We start from the raw sequence: 19871 nt of genomic DNA on the forward strand, positions 1-19871 counted from the left end.
AGAGTGCGTCATATGAAATTAGTAGGAATTGCCGGCACGGTGGAAGATAAGTCCTATAATAAAATGTTACTTCAATTTATTGCGAACCATTTTAGCCAGTTAATTGATATTGAAATTCTAAGCATTGATGATATCCCGATGTTTGATCAGGATAACGATCAAACAAACAGCGGCGCCATTCAGTATTTGAATCGTAAAATTGCGGGTGCCGATGGCGTCATTATTGCAACGCCTGAGCACAATCATACTATTACGGCAGCCCTAAAAAGCGTGATTGAATGGTTATCATTTAAAGTTCATCCATTTTCAGGCAAACCAGTGATGATCGTTGGTGCTTCTTATTATGAACAAGGGTCATCAAGAGCTCAGTTGAATTTGCGACAAATTTTGGAAGCCCCGGGCGTTAATGCAATTGTCTTTCCAGGAAATGAATTTCTTTTGGCTAACGTAAAGGAAGCATTTGACGATAATGGTAATTTAAAGGACGAGAAAACGGTTGCCTTTCTTCAAACAACACTTCAAAAGTTTCTGAAATTTGTCGAAGTCATTAATACAATGAATCAGAAACCTAAGGGCGGCAGTGATGCTTCCGACAGTGAAGATTTAAATGCTACCGGAAAAATTTCGACGACAGTTGAGGGTGTTGATATGGCAGCCGATGATTGGGTTGAGAAGGCGGCAGAGAAAGTTAAGGCGGTTGATGGGTCGACTTATGTTAAATTGGATCGGGGGTTATTAACGGTTGACCAGCTTAATTATTTTCTGAATTCAATGCCAATTGAGTTGACGTACGCTGATAGTAACAATCAGTTTATTTATTATAATAAAATGACCGAGACTAAGAAAATGCTGGCACCAAGGCGTCCCGGCCAAGTCGGTGACCCATTGGCACTCGTCCATCCCAAACGGGCAATTAAAGGCGTTAAGCACGTGATTCACGCATTGCGAACTGGCCAAACCGATTTGGTTAAAATGCCGGTTCCTGGAAATGGTCCCGATAAGTATATTGTGCATTATTATAAAGCGATGCACGATGAGAAGGGCAAGTATGTCGGAATCAATGAATTTGTGGCAGACATTATGCCGATTGTTAAATGGTATCTAAAGAAAACGGGCCAAAAGTTAACGGTTGATCCCAATGCCAAGGCTGACGCAAACACTGGCGCATCAGCTAAGGATGATCAAACTGATGACTCTGCAGATGCCAATACTGGGGCTTCAGAAAAGGAAGAACCAACGGCGTCCACTAGCACTGAAACCAGTAGTGATGCGACGACTGGTGCATCAGAAAATTAAATTATTTGATTATGAAATCAGCTAATGATTTAGTTGGCTGTTAATGATTCAGACTTAAAAAATTCCGTAAAATCAATGCTTCAAAAACATTGGTTTTGCGGAATTTTCATCGTTATTGATTTCTTTGCAGAAGCATTTTAGTTAATTTGCGTAAGTCGTTTTTGGCTTTTTGATCAGTAAGCTGGTCAATCAGTGCTAAGGATTTTTGGGTCAACTCATGCGCAATATTGTGGGCTTGTTTTAAGCCGCCAGAATCAATGACAATTTTTTGAATTTGATGGATATCGTCATCGGTTAATTGTTGTCGTTTGGCCAAAAGAGGCGCTAGTTGCTGGCCAGCCGTTTGAATTGCCATAATTAACGGCAATGTGTAGACCCCAGACCTAAGATCTTCTAAAACCGGCTTTTTGGTCTGGTCAGAATGACCTTGATAGTCCAAAATATCATCCTGGATTTGATAAGCCTGGCCAACTGCAAGACCAATTTTTTCACCCAGCTTGACGATTTTTGGGGATGCATGAGTTAAGATTGCGGCTTGTTCGAAGCTTAATTTGAAGAGTTCGGCAGTCTTACCCGTGATTTCGTGAAAGTAGTCGCTTTGGGACATGTCTTGTCGATAGTTAAAGGTCATTTGATCCAACTCACCGTTGAGAATGGTTTGCATTGCATTGATATGCCGTTTTAGATCAGCTGTATCGTGGGTTGATTTTAAAACCTGATCGAAATAACAGGTAAATAAATAGTCTCCTGCATATATGGCATTTTTTTGCCCATATTGAGTTTGAATTGTCTGAACGCCCCGGCGAAGAGGTGATTGGTCAATTACATCATCGTGGATGAGTGTGGCGACGTGAAGCAATTCAATCGCTGCAGCACCGGCACGTAATTGGTTACTTGGTGTCGGTTCTCCAAATTCTGAATATATGTAGAAAAACCCTGGTCGTAGCAATTTTCCCCCAGATTTTAGTAAAGCCAAAATTTTTGAATGAACGGGTTGATTCGACAATGAAACCGCCTTTAAAAGGTACGGTTCAAGTTGAATTAATTTTAACTGAATGCGTGGAAATTGGTGCCAAATTCGATGAACCATAGGATATAACCTCAAGTCTTAAGAAAATTTTAATTACCTTATCTAAGATACAAATTACTTGGGTAATTGTCAATCATTGGCAATAATTGAAATATTAAAAAAATAACCCGCAATTCCTGATTAAGGATTGCGGGTTGAGGTAAAACAGCTTATTTTAGAACCGTGAATTTAGACCTTTTTGTTTTTTAGGGTTCGTTCAATTTTGACTTGGCGGTTGGTAAGTGACTCGTCGGTGATAAGTGGCGTCACATTGCCAATACTAATCAGTGTTAAATGATGCATTGCCCGGGTGATAATCGTATAAAGGGTCCCTAGCAGAGAGCTGTCGGGATAGTTTGTAATTGATGTGTCCCAAGCAATCACCGCGTCAAATTCAAGCCCCTTGGCCAGGTAAATCGGTAAGACCAAAATTCCCTTTGGCAGCGTTCGATCAGCATCCTTAAGCAGCTTTGCCCCAGTTTGGCTGTGAATTAACTGGTAGACCGTTTTAGCCTCAGCCATATCTTTGGTTAAAACTGCAATGGTTGCATACGTCTGGCGTTGATTTGAAATAGTCTTAAGTAACTGATCAGTTGCTTCTGACATATCCGGCGTCACAATTAGTTCCGGAATATCGCCATCCCGGTTAAAGGCTTCAATATCATCGCCATTTGGCAGGATCGATTTGGCAAATGTGGTAATGGGATAGGTTGATCGGTAGGAACGCATTAAATTAATAAGGCGTGAGTGACGAACGTGAAATGCCTGGTTTAATTTGTTCAAAATTTCTTTTGGCTGTTCAACGTCTTTAAACAATGCCTGTTCGCTATCACCTAACAATGTCCACTTGGTTTGTGGGAACGCGTACTTTAAATATTTTAATTGAGCGACCGAATAATCTTGCATTTCGTCGACAAACAAATATTTCATCGTATTATTTTGGCCACTTTGACAAATATAATCCCGCATATACAGTAATGGCGCACAATCATCAAGTTTGATTGAATGAAATTCAATTTCTTGGTTGAATTCGGAAATGGTGCGGTGCCACTGAGTTGAATCAATTTCATTTGGTAGCGGAACACGGGTCAGAAAATCAACGTATTGGACATAGGGGTCAAAGAAATTATTATTGAAGATTGCATCATAAACAACCTGAAGCCGTGCGGTCACAATCTTTTTAGCAATATAGAAGCGTTCGTCGTCTTCGTTCTGGAAATCTCGAAGTCGCTTAGTACCTAGTAAATCATGATATTTTTCTTCACTTAACTGGTCGATTTCTTCGTTAACCCAGTTAGCCTTGGTTTCTGTTAAGATTCGATGCTTTAATCGCTTGATCAGGGTATTTTTGGTTTTTAAAAAGCGATCCGGTACGGCCATTGCTGTCGGAAACGAGGCAAAGATTTGCTGAATTTCCTGCTTGCTGAAGAAAACATTTTCGTTAAAAATAATGTCACTAAATTGAATTCGATCAGCGGTTAATGATTGACAATAGTTTTCAACGTTGGCCATAAAGGCAGCGGATTCTTTGAACTCACGGATCTTTTTTTGCTGGGGAGTGAGATGGCCATCGGATTCATAACGATCAAACAAACTTTGAACATTTAACCCTTTCAAACGGTTGTCAATAAATTCGTCAAAAGTGACTTGTCGCATATTGCGTTCACCCAAGCTTGGTAAAACTTCTGAAATGTAGTGGCTAAAAAGCTTATTGGGTGAGAAAAGAATAATCTGATCAGCCTCTAATGTATCGCGACTGTGATAAAGTAAAAAAGCAATTCGTTGTAAAATAGCTGAAGTTTTTCCTGATCCAGCAACACCTTGAACAACGAGTAAGTTGCTTTTAGTGTCACGAATGATATCGTTTTGTTCATGCTGGATGGTGGCAACGATGTTTTGCATATAGTCATCATTTTGGGCGCCTAGAGCACTTTGAAGCATCTCATCGCCAACCGTTTCGTTTGTATCAAACATGTTTCGAATTTGACCGTCAACAATTTGAAATTGACGTTTTTTGGTCAGGGTGGTTTGTTGCTGGCCCATCGGTGTCTCATAGCTGACTTTGCCTAACGTGCCGTTATAGTAAATACTTGAAATGGGTGCCCGCCAATCATAGACTAAAAATTCACCATCGTCATTCTCGAAAGAGGCAATCCCAATATATAATTTTTCGGTCTCAGCCTGATCATCATCTTTGATATCGATTCGGCCGAAATAAGGTGATTTTTGCAAATCTTTCAGAGTTGAAAGTTGATGTTTTAAAATTGTTTCGTTTTCAGTTAGCCGAGAAACCAAACCACGTTGTTGCTGGAGTTCGGCACTGGTTTCAATTCGATCATCAACTTCAAAATAGTTGACAGAAGTATTATCGGAATAAGTCTGCTGAACCTTCTTGGTTTCGGTGTGGGCACGGTTGTATTCGTTTTCCGTGCTGGTAATCTTAGCACTGATTTTATCGATAACCTTGTCAACCCGCTGCTGTTCTTTTTTCTGTTCTTTACTTTCCAAAAAGGGTTCCTCCAGTCTACTTACTGTCCGGTCATCAAATTTAACTTGCAATAAAGGATAATTCACTCATGACACTTATCTTTAATTTATAGATGTTAATGAGTTGGTTTTTGATGAAAATTTGGTCATGAGTTGTCAATTCTTGAGACTTTTTTATCTTAATGCTTGCACAATTTTAGTTTGATTTTTGCATTCTGTCAATTGAAAGCGCACAGCTTTTATTTGAGGTCATGATGATCGGCTATGACTTAGGGAGCTATGGCAAGGGACCCTTTGACATTTGTGGGATTTATCAGTAAAATTAATATGTTATTAATGATGAGTAGAACCGCCGCAAAAAGAGAGGCTACATTTGCTGAAAGTGGCCATGGCGGTACGAATTGGTTTTTATGAAAGGGTGGCCCCCTTATCGCTTAGAGAGGTAACTACACTTACAGCTAGTTACAATTTAGGTGGTACCACGTTTTAGCGTCCTATTGGTCAATCAATAGGACGCTTTTTCGGAAAATAATGGATCGGTCATCAATTATCGAAAATTGAAAGGAACGTTGTCTCATGGCAAAAAAAGTTATTTTAACGGGAGATCGGCCAACGGGCAAGTTGCACATTGGACACTACGTCGGTTCTTTAAAAAATCGGGTTGAATTACAAAACTCGGGTAATTATGAAACCTTTATCATGATTGCGGATATGCAAGCTTTGACCGATAATGCACGGGATCCTGAGAAAATTCGTCATAGCTTAATTCAAGTGGCACTGGATTATTTAGCTGTTGGCATTGATCCTAAGAAAGCGACCATCTTAGTTCAGTCTCAGATTCCTGCGCTACCGGAGTTAACACAGCATTATTCAAATCTGGTTACGGTGGCGAGGTTAAACCGGAACCCAACGGTTAAAAATGAAATCAAGCAAAAGCATTTTGGTCAGAGTGTGCCGGTAGGTTTTGAAATGTATCCGATTAGTCAGGCAGCTGATATTACTGCTTTTAAAGCAACGACCGTTCCTGTCGGTGATGATCAGGAACCCATGCTTGAACAAACTCGTGAAATTGTGCGGTCATTTAATTCGATCTACCAACAGGATATTTTGGTTGAACCGGAAGGCTACTTTCCACCAAAAGGAATGGGGCGGATCCCTGGCTTAGACGGAAATGCCAAAATGAGTAAGTCACTTGGAAATGCAATTTACTTATCGGATGATGAGGATACCATTTATAAAAAAGTGATGTCGATGTATACGGATCCAAATCACATTCATGTTGAAGAACCTGGACGAGTTGAGGGCAACACGGTCTTTACCTACTTGGACATTTTTGATCCGGATAAGCAAAAAGTTGCGGACTTGAAAGCCCAATACCAACACGGCGGCCTTGGTGATGTTAAAATCAAGCGTTATTTAAATGACGTGCTTCAAGCTGAATTAAAGCCGATTCGTGAACGTCGAAATCAATACGAAGAAGATATTGCCGGCGTTTATGATATTTTAAAAAAGGGCAGCGAATATGCAAATACGGTTGCCAATCAAACCTTGAAGGAAGTTCGTGATGCTATTGGAATCAATTACTTTGGCTAGCACTGCCGGAAAGGATGGCAGGGATGCAAAACCTTGTAATTTTGGATATTGGCTCTAATTCGGTTCGAATGGCGATTAATCAGATTTTAAGTGATGGCAGCTATCGTGAAATTAAGCGGGTTAAAAATGACAGCCGGCTGTCGGAAGGAATGGGCAAAGCCAAGGTACTCCAGGTATCAGCAATGGAAAGGACGATTCAAGCCTTGGCAGATTTTAAGGTGATTTATCGTCAATACCGGGCGGATTACGTCATTGGCATTGCAACCGCTGCAGTTAGGCAAGCTAAAAATCAAGCGGCCTTTTTACAGGCAGTGAAAAAGCGAATTGGTATTACCATCCGGGTCCTTTCGGGTGTTCAAGAAGCTTATTATGATTATTTGGGCGTGATTAATCGCTTGGGAATTCAAAATTGTTTGATTTTGGATATTGGCGGTGCCAGTTGTGAGTTAATTAGGGTAGTTGGTGGCCAGGGTAAACATTTGACCAGCATCCCGATTGGCGCTGTCAATATTTCCGAAAGGTTTCACTTAAATGATGTTATTTCGGGAGCCAATCTTTTTAATGCCCAGTTTCATATTCAAAAACGATATTCGAAAATTAAATGGTTAAAACATTCACAACGAGAACCGTTGGTGCTGCTTGGTGGGGCCAATCGGACGTTAGCCCGTATCAATCGAACGCGACAAGGGATGAAACGGGTGGATTCGATTCATGGCTATCACCTGAGTTATGACCAAGTTTGTCGGACCTATTTGGCACTCTTAAGAGGGGATGTCAGACATCGACGGCAGATTCAAGGATTAGAACGTGATCGGGCCGATATTATCGTTGGTGGGTTATTACCACTAATGGTTTTGATGGATAAAGTCGATACGCGAAAGGTCCTCTTTTCCGAAAGTGGTGTTCGTGAGGGAATTATCACTGAATTTGTTGAAAAGAATCGCCGTAGTTGACGACACTGGACTGGTTGATGGAAATATGATGAACGGGCTGGCATCGGGAAAATTCCTGTCCAGCTTTTTGTTGCTAAGAAGAGTTGGAGTGATTAAATGGCATCTCACTGGGCCCACTTTTATCAAAAATCATATCAGGAACGTTTAAAACTAGTCGCAACGTTTGCCGGGTTAACGCCTGAACAGCTTGCTGATTTAAAAACGGATAACCGGGAGATTTTCGATCATTTAATCGAAAATTATTTGGCGGATTATCCATTACCTGAAGGAGTTGTCACCAACTTAAAGATTAATGGCCAATCCTATGTTGTGCCATTGGTTACGGAAGAACCTTCCGTGATTGCGGCTGCTAATAATGGGAGTCAGCTATTAGCGAGCGGTGAGGGCATCCTGGGCAAGGTTGATCAACGACTTTTGGGCGGTCAAGTGATCCTAAAAGACGTTTCAAATGTTCAAAAGTTGCAGCGGCTGATCGTTAATCAACAGGTGAAACTTCTAAAAATTGCCGATCAAAGTCATCCCCAAATCCTAAAACACGGTGGCGGTGCGAAATCGCTGACACTGCGATCATTGAACGCCCATTTTTGGTCCGTTGATTTGTTAGTTGATCCTGGCGAAGCAATGGGGGCCAATTTGATTAATACCATGCTTGAAGCCCTTGCCGATGAATTTCGATCACTTGGGTGTCAAGTCACAATGGCCATTCTGTCAAATGCGGCTGATCAAAGCCTGGTTCAGGTAGTCGGGAAAGTGCCGGTATCGCGCCTTTCGCGTGCCAAAATGGCCGGTCAGGAAGTGGCCCAACGAATTTCGGATGCTTCTCAAGTAGCGCAAATTGATCCTTATCGAGCGGTTACTCATAATAAAGGAATCATGAACGGGGTTGATGCGGTGGTTATGGCAACCGGTAATGACTGGCGAGCCGTCGAAAGTGCCGTGCATGCTTTTGCAGTCAAGGATGGTCAATATCGGGGCCTGAGCACTTGGCAGCTAAAAGGAGAATTCTTGGTTGGACAGATGACGTTGCCGTTACCAATTGGGGTGGTTGGCGGTGCGACCAGCGTTTTGTCGATGGCAATGGTTAATAAAAAAATCATTGGGATTAATCATGTTAGTGAATTGATGCAAGTAGCCGCCGGAATTGGGCTTGCACAAAATTTGGCGGCCCTTAAGGCGCTGGTGACTGAGGGAATTCAGAAGGGCCATATGAGTTTACAAATGAGATCATTGGCAATGGCCAACGGGGCAACCGAAGCCGAATTACCGATGGTTGTTAAACGACTCAGAAAAATTGATCACCCGAATTCAACAACTGTCGCAAAAATTTTGAACGAATTACGAAAGTAGGATAAAAGCATGGATAATGAAATTAATTTTGACTTAAACGATCAGGTGCACAGCTTGATTGACGCGGTGAACCATTATTTTCCGGGAACGGTGACCGTCACTTTTCTGGGGAAGCTTCAGGCAGGGTATGTTCGTCATGATCAGTCACAGGTGGTGCAGGATGGTAAAAACGTGATTATCCAAATTGCAGATCTAAGTGCGCCAAACTACACGGCATCGCATGAATTGCTGCATTTGCTAATGGTCTTAAGAGGGTTCCCCCAAGTCTTCTTTTCATTGACCACCGGCAATTCCCAACTGGATGATCAACTCAAAATGATGGGGACTGAATTATATGATATCGTTTCTCATTTTGTGGTGGTTTCCGAACAGCGAAAACACGGCTTGATTGACGATGACGTTGAAGAGATGTACTTGAAGGGAATTTATGCAACCATTAAACCCGAACCGAATCCACTTGATGATCAAATGACTTTGCGCTTAATGACATTACTGGATGCCATGGTGTTTTATGGCGATCATTTTGATCAAGTTGTTGGGAAATTAAAACAGGACTTTCCGATTTCATTAGCGGCCGCTGAAAAGTTGTATCAAGTGATCACCGAAAAACCGACCGATTCACCCTTTGGTTTGCGACGAAACGTTGTCAAATTGTTTAAAGCTTTTGATGAGCAGTTAAAGCAGTGGGAATTGCCGCCCCTTCACAATACTGAATTTACGACGTTAACCAGCGTCCTATCTAAACGGCAACTAAATCTTCAAGTTCGTCAATTATTCGAAGTTTTCCATTCGGAATTAATTGAGATTCACAGCAATACGCGAGCTTACGTTGGTTTTAATCGGGTTGATGATCAAAATGCGTTTGTTTTGGCTAATCCAAAGGGTGACCAGGATAATCCGGAATTTTTCAAAAAAATTTACGATAAAACAGTCAAAGAACTGTTCGATAGCTTAAAAATGCCTTATATTGAACGTGAGTAGTTAATTAAGGGGGATGCAAAATGATTGATCAAAAAATTCAAGACTTATTTGATAATGCGAAAAAAATCGTTTTTCTGACAGGAGCGGGTGTTTCAACCGCATCTGGAATCCCAGATTATCGTTCTAAAAATGGCTTATACACTAATGATAAGTCTGATAAACCGGCTGAATATTATTTAAGCGCTGACTGTTTGCGCGATGAACCCAAAGTCTTTTATCAATATGAGAAGTCGAATATGTATTATCCGGATGCCAAGCCGAATGTCATTCATGAAAAGCAGGCTGCTTTCACGCAAAAGCGGGATGCAGTGGTTGTGACGCAAAATATTGACAGCTTATATCGAAAAGCTGGGACTAAGCACTTAGTGGAGTTTCACGGGAACCTTTACAATGTTTACTGCCAAAAATGTCGGAAAAAAGTGGACTATCGAGAATATTTAAAGAGCATGTATCATCGAAATTGCGGGGGGATTCTCCGACCTGATATTGTCCTTTATGGTGAGGGCTTGAATCCCAGTGCAATTTCTCAAAGTATTAAGGCGGTTTCAGAAGCCGATTTAATTGTCATCGTCGGCACCTCCATGCGGGTTTATCCCTTTGCCGGCCTGATTGATTACCGAACTAATCACGCAACTGTTTTGGCCGTTAATGAAGAACAACTATCATTTTCATTTCCATTCACGATGATTAAAGAAAATGCGGTTGACTTCTTTGATGATTTAAAGGTCAACGCTTAAGGGTTGCGTTGGTGCATTTAAAGTGAGGTGAGACGTGATGATTACAATTGGGTTAACCACTTTTTCGGAGCATCCGGCACTCATCGGGCATGCCAAGCGAAAGGTTCGTTTATCGGAATACAGTGCTCATTTTCCAGTTGTTGAATTAGATACGCCGTTTTATGCAGTTCCTAAAGTGACAGTGATTCAACATTGGCAACAGCAAGTGTCGGATAATTTTCAGTTTATTTTAAAAGCTAACCGGGTGATGACGATGCACGATCAGGGAAGTGGTGATCCGGTAAGTACTGAAGAGCGTTTAGCCATTTTTAAGGACTATAAACGGACGGTGACGCCTTTAATGAAGGCGGGGCAGTTAAAAACCATCCTATTTCAATTTCCACCTTATTTTTCCCGTAGAGTAGAAACCATCGAATATTTACGTCGGATCAGCCGGTTAATGGCCGGCTATCCGGTTTCGGTTGAATTTCGGAATCCCTCATGGTATGGTCAGGGCATTCTGAATGATGTTTCCGGTTACTTGAAAGAGTTGGGCTTTGATTTAGTGGTAGTCGACGAACCCCATACAACTAATATGGGCGTACCATTTGAACCGGTGGTCACCAGTGACCAACTGTGCATGCTGCGGTTGCATGGTCGTAATGTTAAGGGATGGACGGATACGACGGGAGATTGGCGAAGTAAACGAACACTTTACCGCTATTCAACTAAAGAACTCATGCAATTAAAAGAGGTTGTTTTGTCACTGCAGAAACGGACAAAAGAGGTTTGCGTTATTTTCAATAACAATGCTGGTCGGGATGCCGCTGACAACGCCCTTGAGTTGCAAAAGCTACTGGGAATTTCCTTTGACGGGTTATCGCCTCTTCAAATGGATCTGTTTTGAGAAACTTTTCTTAGCACCTCTCGCACCCGTTTGCTTTTTTTGCTATACTTGATGGTAATTATTATCAAAGAATCATAGATTAATACGATTGGAAAAGAGGTACTTTCATGGCAGAAAGTAAGCCAACATTTTATATCACAACACCAATTTATTATCCTTCCGGAAGGTTACATATCGGCAATTCCTATACAACAATCGCTTGTGATGCCGTTGCTCGCTACAAGCGGGCAATGGGATACGATGTGTTTTTCCTGACGGGGACTGATGAGCATGGCTTAAAGATTGAACAAAAAGCCGATAAGTTGGGAATGACTCCTCAAGCTTATGTTGATAAAATGGCTAAGGGAATTAAAGCCCTGTGGAAGAAATTGGAAATTTCCAACACTAAATTTATTCGAACAACGGATGATTATCATGAAAAAGCGGTTGCCCAAATTTTTCAGCAGCTTCAAGATCAAGGCGACATTTATTTGGGTGAATATACCGGTTGGTATTCCGTTTCAGATGAAGAATATTTCACTGAAAGCCAGCTTGCTGAAGTTTATCGTGATGATAATGGCAAGGTAATTGGTGGTAAGGCACCCAGTGGACATGAAGTTCAATTGGTTCATGAACAGTCTTACTTTTTTAAGATGAGTAAGTACGCTGATTGGTTGCGGAACTACTACCAAGAGCATCCGGACTTTATTCAACCGGCCAGCCGAATGAATGAAATGATTAAGAACTTTATCGATCCCGGACTGGAAGATTTAGCGGTTTCGAGAACGACTTTCCACTGGGGGGTGCCTGTTAAATCAGATCCTAAGCACGTGGTCTATGTTTGGATTGATGCGTTATCCAACTATATTACCGCATTAGGGTATGATGGTCAGGATGACAGTGGTTTCAAAAAATATTGGCCAGCCGATGTCCAAATGGTTGGAAAGGAGATTGTCCGATTCCACACCATTTATTGGCCGATTATTTTGCATGCACTGGGGTTGCCATTGCCCAAGACAGTCTATGGACATGGCTGGTTATTGATGAAAGATGGCAAGATGTCCAAGTCAAAGGGAAATGTGATTTACCCGGAAACCTTGATGGATCGCTATGGACTGGACGCACTGCGTTATTATCTATTGCGGGCAATGCCGTATGCCAATGATGGTATTTTTACACCTGAAGACTTTGTTGACCGGGTAAACTTTGATTTAGCAAATGACTTGGGCAATCTGCTGAATCGAACAGTTTCAATGATTAACAAGTATGAGAACGGGGTCATTCCAGCCTTTAAACCTGGGGTTACCGACTTTGATAAAGAGTTGGAGGCGGTTTCCAAACAGACGATTGCCAACTTCAAGAAGTGGATGGAGGAGCTGCACTTCTCTGATGCACTGGCTGAAATTTGGAAACTGGTTTCACAATCTAATAAATACATTGATCAGACAGAACCTTGGGTTTTAGCTAAACGTGATGAAGACCAGGAGCAGTTGGCTTCGGTAATGGCGCATTTAGCAGCTAGCTTGCGGGTAATTGCTGAGTTGATTAGTCCGATTATGACTCACGCACCAAAAGAAATTTTTCATCAGCTTGGTTTGGATGAACCCATTGACCTTAAGAATCTTGACATTGCCGATTTGCCGGCTGGCGCTAAAACTGTGGCCAAAGGAACCCCAATTTTTCCACGAGTTGATGTCGATGAGGAAGTCAACTTTATTAAGACTAAGATGACCACTAATACTAAAGCGAAGGGTCGTTCGGCAATGAAAGCTGCAGCTGAAAAACAATTTGATCCTGAAGAAACCAATTTGAAACTTACCAAAAAGGAAGTTCGGTTTGAGGCGTTTGAAAAGATCGAATTGAAAGTGGCTGAAATCCTTGATGTTAAAAAAGTTGAGGGTGCCGATAAATTACTGCAATTCCGTTTGGATGCAGGCGACGATGGTGATCGACAAATTCTTTCCGGGATTGCTAAATGGTATCCTGATTACCAAAAGTTGATTGGTAAGAAAGTCATTATCGTTTCTAATTTAAAGCCGCGTAAGATGCGTGGACAAATTAGCCAAGGCATGTTACTGTCGGTTGAACACGATGATGGTAACGTTGAACTTGTAACGGTTGATTCACATCTTGAAAATGGTTTAACTTTGGAATAACTCATAAAATGGACCAATTTTCTCATCTTTTCATTTGATAAGAAAAGCGGCCCGTTTTTCTTTCATAACATTAATAAATTAAATAAAGGGAATTTTTAAATGAAAATTTTTGATTCACACACACATTTAAACGATGATCATCTTTACCCTCAAGCTGAAAAATATGCCACTCACGCACGTCAACTTGGGGTCGTTAAGCTGGCTAATGTTGGGTCTAATCAACTCCTTAACGATCGTTCATTGGCGTTAAGTGCAAAGTATGATGGGATGTATTCAATTATTGGCTGGCATCCTGAAGATTCAATTCACTTTCATGAGGCCCAAAGACAATTGTTAATCGAGCAGCTTCAACAGCCTAAAGTTGTGGCCTTAGGCGAAATTGGGTTGGATTATTATCAAACCACGTCGCCGCGTGCTGTTCAAAAGCGAGTCTTTAGAGAACAGATTGAAATTGCCAAAACACTTCATTTACCGATTTCAGTTCATAATCGTGAAGCATTTGAAGACACCTACGCCATTTTAAAAGAATCGAATGTGAAGGAAATCGGTGGCGTCATGCACAGTTTTAATGGCGATGCTGAGTGGCTAAAGAAATTCTTGGATTTAGGCATGATGGTTTCCTATAGTGGTGTGGCGAGCTTTAAAAAGACTCACGAAGTTCATGATGCTGTTAGACAGACGCCATTTGACCGAATGTTGGTAGAAACTGATGCGCCGTATTTAGCCCCTGAGCCGCTCAGAGGCAAACAAAACGAGCCGGCTTATAGTCTATATACCGTTGAAGCGATTGCTCGCTTCTGCGATGTGAATCCGGACATGATTGCTGAGAATACTTATCGAAATGCATTGAAATTATTTGGACTTGATAAAAATGAAGAAAATTAAAGAAGTTATTGTCGTCGAAGGAAAAGATGACACAAAGCGAGTTTTAAGGGCCGTTGACGCTGATACAATTGAAACCCGTGGATCCGCGATTCCAGACGAAACATTGGCACTGATAAAGAAGGTGGCCAAAACGCGCGGGATTATTGTTTTCACGGATCCTGATTTTTCGGGTGAAAAAATTCGAAAAACAATTGCGGCTGAGGTACCAAACGCGAAGCATGCTTTTATTACCAAGTCTCAGGGAATTCCTAAACGGTCAGAAGGCTCTTTAGGAGTTGAACATGCCAGCCCTGAGGCCATTCGAGAAGCACTTAGCCGAGTTTATACAGAAGATGAACAAGCCGAAGAATTAATTTCTCGTGAGTTGCTCATGAAATACCGGTTAATGGGGAGCCCAGACGCTCGAAAGCGCCGAGAAAAACTTGGTGAATTACTCGGCATCGGCTACGTTAATGGGAAACAATTGCAACATCGATTGCGAATGTTTGGCATTACCGCCGATCAGTTTAAGCATGCCGTTGAAGAGATAGACAAAGGTGAGAAATAAAATGAATGATTATCCAGAAATTGCTTCGCCGGCAAGGACTCAGGCAATTTTAAACCGCTACCGGTTATCGGCTAAAAAGAGTTTGGGCCAGAATTTTCTAGTAGACCTCAATATTCTTAAAAAAATTGTTGAAACTGCCAACTTAACTAAAAATGATAACGTGATTGAAATTGGTCCCGGGATTGGTGGATTAACGGAACAGTTGGCTAAGGTTGCCAACCAAGTACTGGCATTTGAAATTGATCAGAATTTACTGCCGGTTTTAGCGGAGACACTAGCGCCTTATGATAATATTGAAATTATTAACCAAGATATTTTAAAGGCCAATCTTCCAGAAATAGTTGGTCAAAAATTGACACCGGATCAGCCATTGAAAGTGGTTGCCAACTTGCCGTATTATATTACGACACCGATTGTAATGGATCTACTGGCAAATCCGGTTAAGTTTGACTCAATTGTTGTGATGATGCAAAAAGAGGTGGCGGATCGATTAAATGCTGTTCCGGGGACCAAAGCGTATGGCTCTCTTTCCGTGATCGTTCAGCAACAGAATGAAGTTGAAATCTCGTTTATTGTGCCAAAAACGGCTTTCATTCCCCAACCCAAAGTTGACTCGGCAATTGTTAGGTTATCCCAGAAGTCATCTGGTGATGAGCAACCATTTAATCATAAGCGGTTTGTTGGTTTTGTCAGGGGATGCTTTATGCATCAGCGAAAGACATTATGGAATAACTTGTTAGGAATCTTTGGGAAAGAGCCGCCTGCAAAGGCGCACATTAAATCAATATTAGCGGATTTGGCAATCGACCCAACCGATCGTCCGGAGCAGTTGGCAGTGCAACAATTTGTCTCTTTGGCTAATGCATTTCACAAAGTTGGGCTGCTTAATTGATTTGAGTAGGAGCTGGGTTGAATGAGTAAAATGTTAAACTTTTTGTTGCCAGATAAGGTATTTTGTGATATAATTTGAATTTTTTTCACATTAGTGGTATCATTACTTAATATGAGGTGGTAACATGCCAATTACTTTATCTGTGATTAAACACAGATTAGATGATCATATTGGTCAGCATGTTCTTGTAACTTCTCAAATTGGCCGTCGCAAGACAACCAAGCGGCATGGCGTTTTGAGGGAAACATTCCCTGCCGTTTTCATTGTTGAATTGGATCCGGGAAAATCCAGTTTTGAAAGGGTATCGTATAGTTATACTGACATTTTAACGAAGAATATCGCAGTGAATTTTGATGATGAACAAGTCGATTAATATGTTTACCTATGTCTAGGGGCGAGCGCAATTTGAATTGTGCCTGGCCTTTTTTTCTGGCCTAAATAAACTTTAATTGTGACAGCTTTTAACCACACTTACTGATTGTTCACTGACAAGTGCCGGATAATTTAGTATAATTTTGTTAATTAATCCTAATCCGATGGTCGACCGATTGGGCAGTCATTGTTTAGGTGGAGAATAAATAAGTGTGTGAAAAGAGGTGTCGCCGTTGAAAATTATGACACGGGCGCCGGCAAAACTAAATTTAAGTTTGGACACGCCACGCATTCATTCAGATGGAACGATTGAGTGGCGAATGATCATGATTTCAATTGGTTTAAGTGATTACGTTCAAGTAGAAACGACCATGACTAACTTAATTGAGATTTTTTCAGATAGTGGCTTTTTACCACAAGATAATCGAAACCTGGCTTACAAAGCTGCCCAAATTTTTCTTGAAGAAACGCAAATTAAAACGGGGTTGAAGATTACCATCGAAAAGAATATTCCGGTAGCGGCCGGCTTAGGGGGTGGCTCTTCGGATGCCGCAGCTGTTTTTCGAGCTTTAAATGACCTCTTTCAAGTTAACTTACCGTTAGTTGCACTTGCAAAAATGGGACTTCGGGTAGATTCTGATGTTCCCTACTGCATTTACGGTGATACTGCGTTGGTTAGCGGACGGGGTGATGTGATTACGCCCTTACCAAAACTGCCTAAAATGTGGTTTGTGCTGGCGAAACCCCACGCTAGTGTCTCAACACCACGGATTTTAAAGAAACTGTCAACAACGGCTGTGCAACACCCAAGAACGGAGGCATTGCTTGCCGCAATTACCAACCGTAATTATCAAGAAATTATTTCGAATATGGGCAATGCATTGGAGACCATTACAATTGCAGAGCATCCTCAAATTTTAACGCTTAAAGAACGATTAATAAAATATGGGTGCGACACTTCTCAAATGAGTGGCAGTGGGCCAACAGTTTTTGGCGTCTGTCGAACTGAATCCAGGGCTAAACGAGTGTACAACAGTCTTTCAGGTTTTTGCCATGAAGTTTATCTAACTCAGGTGACTTCTGAGAAGCCGAGTATTAATTAAAAATGGGTTAAAACGAACTGCTTTTAAAAGTTGTTTTGAGAAAGCAGTTCATTTTTTATGCTAATCTGACCATTATTTTAGGTAGGGGGATAGAGGCAAAGACGTTGTGAAATGCATCATTGTATTTTAAACTATAACAGTAATACTTACTTTTTTAGGTGGAGGGAAAGTTGTTTGAATGAGACACTCATTTCAGTTAGAAATTTATCGTTAAGTTTTCCAAATCATCAAGTCCTTTCTAATTTAAGTTTTGATGTTAAGCGCGGCGATTTTATAGGCATCATTGGCGAAAATGGGGTTGGCAAGACCACGCTGGTTCGATTGATTCTGAAACAATTGCGGCCGTCATCCGGTGAGATTGTGTTGAAAAGTGGTCTAAAAATTGGCTATGTGCCACAATTTCGAAATATTGACGTAGAATACCCGTTATCTATTAAAGATTTTATTTCTCTGAGTTATACCGGTATTAAGTGGCCGTGGCTCTCGAGAAAAGAGCACACCAGAGTTGATGAAGTAATGGCACACATTGGGTTAACAGAGATTGCCAATCGACCGCTTGGGCTGGCTTCCGGCGGAGAAAAGCAAAAGGCTTATTTAGGTCAGGCATTGTTAAAGCATCCGGATCTATTGATCTTAGATGAATCAACTGCCAGTTTGGATCCAAACACCAAAAAAGAGTTGCTGGATGTTGTCAAACAGTTGAATCAGAAATTGGGTTTGACAATTTTATTTGTCTCTCATGATATGCAGGTAGTGCGGAACTATCCTAAACGGTTTTTGTGGCTTCGGCGGGATGGCTACCAGACTGGATTGACATCGCAGTTACAAACCGACTCAAGGGGGGAATTGCATGTTTAGTTTTGAGTTTATGCAGAATGCCTATCTTGCCGGGACCTTGATTGCCATTGTGAGCGGGATGATGGGGATCTTTGTGACAGCCCGAAATATGCCATTTATGACCCATACACTTTCAGAAATTGGTTTTTCTGGAGCAGCGTTTGGCATTTTTGCCGGTTGGACACCACTAAACGGGATGTTGGCATTTACGACGATTAGTTCAATTTTGGTTGGCGAGCTTAGCGGTAAAGTTGAATCACGGCGTGAAGCGGTGATTAGTGCGATCTCAGGTTTCTTTATCGGGCTGGGAATTTTATTCTTGTCGCTCTCTAATAAAAATTCGAGTTATGCAACCAATATTTTGTTTGGTAGTGTTATTGGCATCAGTCGGCAGGACGTTTATCAAATGGTCGGCTTATCAGTAGTGGTTTTACTCATCCTGTTTTTGATTTTTAGAAATTTAAAAGCTGATTCTTTTGACCCGGTGGGCGCTCAGACTAATCACGTGCATAGTGCTTTGATCTCGGTAATCTTTTTAGTTTTATTAGCATTCAGTGTCAGTGTTGCCGCCCAAATTGTTGGCTCGCTTTTGATTTTTGTTTTGCTAACGTTGCCGGCTGCCAGCGCTAAGTACTTTGCCCACTCGGTTTTGAAGATGATGTCATTAAGTGTCGGTTTTGCCCTAATAGGCGTTTGGTTGGGACTATATCTTGGCTATATCACAAATTGGCCGGTGACCTTTTTTATTTCTTCAATTGAAGCGGGAATCTATGCGTTTTCACTGGCCTATCGTCATTTACAGAGTCACAGTGGGTAATTCTTGATAAAATTACTAAGAAATTGATGATAATTTTGTCAAACTTCCCTAAACCCGAACATTTATGATAAAATCAAATAGATATTACATAAACTAGAGGTGGGAGAATTTGAAAGTACGAAGAAGTGACAGACTGATTGATATGACCAGATACTTGTTAGAACGACCGCATACGTTAGTTCCTTTAACCTTTTTTGCGGACCGGTATGATTCAGCGAAATCGTCAATCAGCGAAGATTTAACGATTTTAAAACGAACTTTCCAAGCCCGGGGAACCGGTCTTTTGGAAACCATTCCCGGAGCTGCCGGTGGTACCCGATTTTTGCCTTATATTTTGAAAGAAGAGGCTCAACAAGTTGTTGGTGGCTTAATTGATGAAATGTCTTCCGATAAACGCTATTTGCCAGGCGGTTACGTCTACATGTCCGATTTATTGGGGAATCCAGCAACGTTGCGGCAAATTGGCCGGATCTTTGCGACCCAATATTTAAATCAAGACGTTGATGCAGTGATGACAATTGCGACGAAGGGTGTGCCAATTGCACAAAGCGTTGCTAACTTTCTAAATGTTCCCTTCGTAATTGTTCGTCATGATACTGAAATCACCGAAGGCTCAACGGTTAATGTCAATTATGTTTCCGGGTCATCAACCCGAATTGAAAAAATGTCCCTTTCAAAACGAAGTTTAAAACCGGATTCAAACGTTTTAATTGTTGATGATTACATGCGTGGTGGTGGCACCATTGGTGGGATGATCTCAATGGTTGAAGAATTTGATGCCCATTTAATTGGGGTTGGCGTTGTGGCTGAAAGCACTGCGCCGGCAGGTCGAACAGTTGGTGACTACACGTCACTAATGCGAGTAGATGCTGAAAATAATACGGTGGTTTCCCAGGCAGGTAACTACCTTGAAAAGATTTTTAATTAGATAAAT

18 protein-coding genes are annotated in these 19871 nt (G+C 41.4%); 16 read left to right on the plus strand and 2 right to left on the minus strand.

The window, feature by feature from the left end:
- Window positions 1-12 precede the first annotated feature (12 nt).
- Window positions 13-1296 carry an NAD(P)H-dependent oxidoreductase gene (locus ED605_RS13550; protein WP_121979423.1) on the plus strand — a complete coding sequence of 428 codons (1284 nt, stop codon included), beginning with the start codon at window positions 13-15 and terminating at the stop codon, window positions 1294-1296.
- A gap of 112 nt (window positions 1297-1408) precedes the next feature.
- Here ED605_RS13550 and ED605_RS13555 read toward each other — a convergent pair whose 3' ends face one another.
- Together ED605_RS13555 and helD are read right to left on the minus strand one after the other, a co-directional pair.
- Window positions 1409-2386 carry a polyprenyl synthetase family protein gene (locus tag ED605_RS13555; protein ID WP_121979424.1) on the minus strand — a complete coding sequence of 326 codons (978 nt, stop codon included), beginning with the start codon at window positions 2384-2386 and terminating at the stop codon, window positions 1409-1411.
- Between the two features lie 168 nt (window positions 2387-2554).
- Window positions 2555-4873 (minus strand): RNA polymerase recycling motor HelD, encoded by a 2319-nt coding sequence (gene helD / locus ED605_RS13560; RefSeq protein ID WP_121979425.1) that lies wholly within the window; start codon window positions 4871-4873, stop codon window positions 2555-2557.
- A gap of 555 nt (window positions 4874-5428) precedes the next feature.
- Between helD and trpS the strand changes: the two genes are divergently transcribed.
- The 15 genes from trpS (at window position 5429) to purR (ending at window position 19865) form a co-directional block, all read left to right on the plus strand.
- Entirely contained in the window at window positions 5429-6445 is a 1017-nt protein-coding gene (trpS, locus tag ED605_RS13565; RefSeq protein ID WP_121979426.1) for a tryptophan--tRNA ligase, read from the plus strand.
- Window positions 6446-6468: 23 nt separating this feature from the next.
- Window positions 6469-7398: a Ppx/GppA family phosphatase gene (locus ED605_RS13570; RefSeq protein WP_162919818.1), complete on the plus strand. Its 930-nt coding sequence runs from the start codon at window positions 6469-6471 to the stop codon at window positions 7396-7398.
- Between the two features lie 96 nt (window positions 7399-7494).
- Window positions 7495-8745 carry a hydroxymethylglutaryl-CoA reductase, degradative gene (locus ED605_RS13575; protein ID WP_121979428.1) on the plus strand — a complete coding sequence of 417 codons (1251 nt, stop codon included), beginning with the start codon at window positions 7495-7497 and terminating at the stop codon, window positions 8743-8745.
- Between the two features lie 9 nt (window positions 8746-8754).
- Entirely contained in the window at window positions 8755-9726 is a 972-nt protein-coding gene (locus ED605_RS13580; protein WP_121979429.1) for an IpaB/EvcA family protein, read from the plus strand.
- Window positions 9727-9746: 20 nt separating this feature from the next.
- Window positions 9747-10463 carry an NAD-dependent protein deacylase gene (locus tag ED605_RS13585; protein ID WP_121979430.1) on the plus strand — a complete coding sequence of 239 codons (717 nt, stop codon included), beginning with the start codon at window positions 9747-9749 and terminating at the stop codon, window positions 10461-10463.
- A gap of 37 nt (window positions 10464-10500) precedes the next feature.
- Window positions 10501-11349 carry a DUF72 domain-containing protein gene (locus ED605_RS13590; protein ID WP_121979431.1) on the plus strand — a complete coding sequence of 283 codons (849 nt, stop codon included), beginning with the start codon at window positions 10501-10503 and terminating at the stop codon, window positions 11347-11349.
- 107 nt (window positions 11350-11456) lie between these two features.
- A complete protein-coding gene (metG, locus tag ED605_RS13595) occupies window positions 11457-13484 on the plus strand; it encodes a methionine--tRNA ligase (protein WP_121979432.1) in 2028 nt (675 codons plus the stop codon).
- 99 nt (window positions 13485-13583) lie between these two features.
- On the plus strand, window positions 13584-14369 hold the full coding sequence (locus tag ED605_RS13600) for a TatD family hydrolase (protein WP_121979433.1): 786 nt from the start codon (window positions 13584-13586) through the stop codon (window positions 14367-14369).
- Window positions 14356-14916, plus strand: a complete 561-nt coding sequence (gene rnmV, locus ED605_RS13605) for a ribonuclease M5 (protein WP_121979434.1) — start codon at window positions 14356-14358, stop codon at window positions 14914-14916. Before ED605_RS13600 ends, rnmV begins: the two co-directional genes overlap by 14 nt.
- A gap of 1 nt (window position 14917) precedes the next feature.
- On the plus strand, window positions 14918-15808 hold the full coding sequence (gene rsmA, locus ED605_RS13610) for a 16S rRNA (adenine(1518)-N(6)/adenine(1519)-N(6))-dimethyltransferase RsmA (RefSeq protein ID WP_121979435.1): 891 nt from the start codon (window positions 14918-14920) through the stop codon (window positions 15806-15808).
- 124 nt (window positions 15809-15932) lie between these two features.
- A complete protein-coding gene (locus ED605_RS13615; protein ID WP_121979436.1) occupies window positions 15933-16181 on the plus strand; it encodes a Veg family protein in 249 nt (82 codons plus the stop codon).
- A gap of 232 nt (window positions 16182-16413) precedes the next feature.
- Window positions 16414-17283 carry a 4-(cytidine 5'-diphospho)-2-C-methyl-D-erythritol kinase gene (gene ispE, locus ED605_RS13620; RefSeq protein WP_191981387.1) on the plus strand — a complete coding sequence of 290 codons (870 nt, stop codon included), beginning with the start codon at window positions 16414-16416 and terminating at the stop codon, window positions 17281-17283.
- A gap of 174 nt (window positions 17284-17457) precedes the next feature.
- Entirely contained in the window at window positions 17458-18141 is a 684-nt protein-coding gene (locus ED605_RS13625) for a metal ABC transporter ATP-binding protein (protein WP_225419161.1), read from the plus strand.
- Window positions 18134-18937, plus strand: coding sequence for a metal ABC transporter permease (locus ED605_RS13630; protein ID WP_121979439.1), 804 nt, complete (start codon window positions 18134-18136; stop codon window positions 18935-18937). The genes ED605_RS13625 and ED605_RS13630 overlap by 8 nt, the downstream gene beginning before the upstream one ends.
- A gap of 142 nt (window positions 18938-19079) precedes the next feature.
- Complete coding sequence (gene purR, locus ED605_RS13635; protein WP_263852964.1) at window positions 19080-19865, plus strand: pur operon repressor; 786 nt, start codon at window positions 19080-19082, stop codon at window positions 19863-19865.
- Window positions 19866-19871 lie beyond the last annotated feature (6 nt).

This window comes from Lentilactobacillus raoultii, assembly GCF_900411375.1.
GTDB classification, from domain to species: domain Bacteria; phylum Bacillota; class Bacilli; order Lactobacillales; family Lactobacillaceae; genus Lentilactobacillus; species Lentilactobacillus raoultii.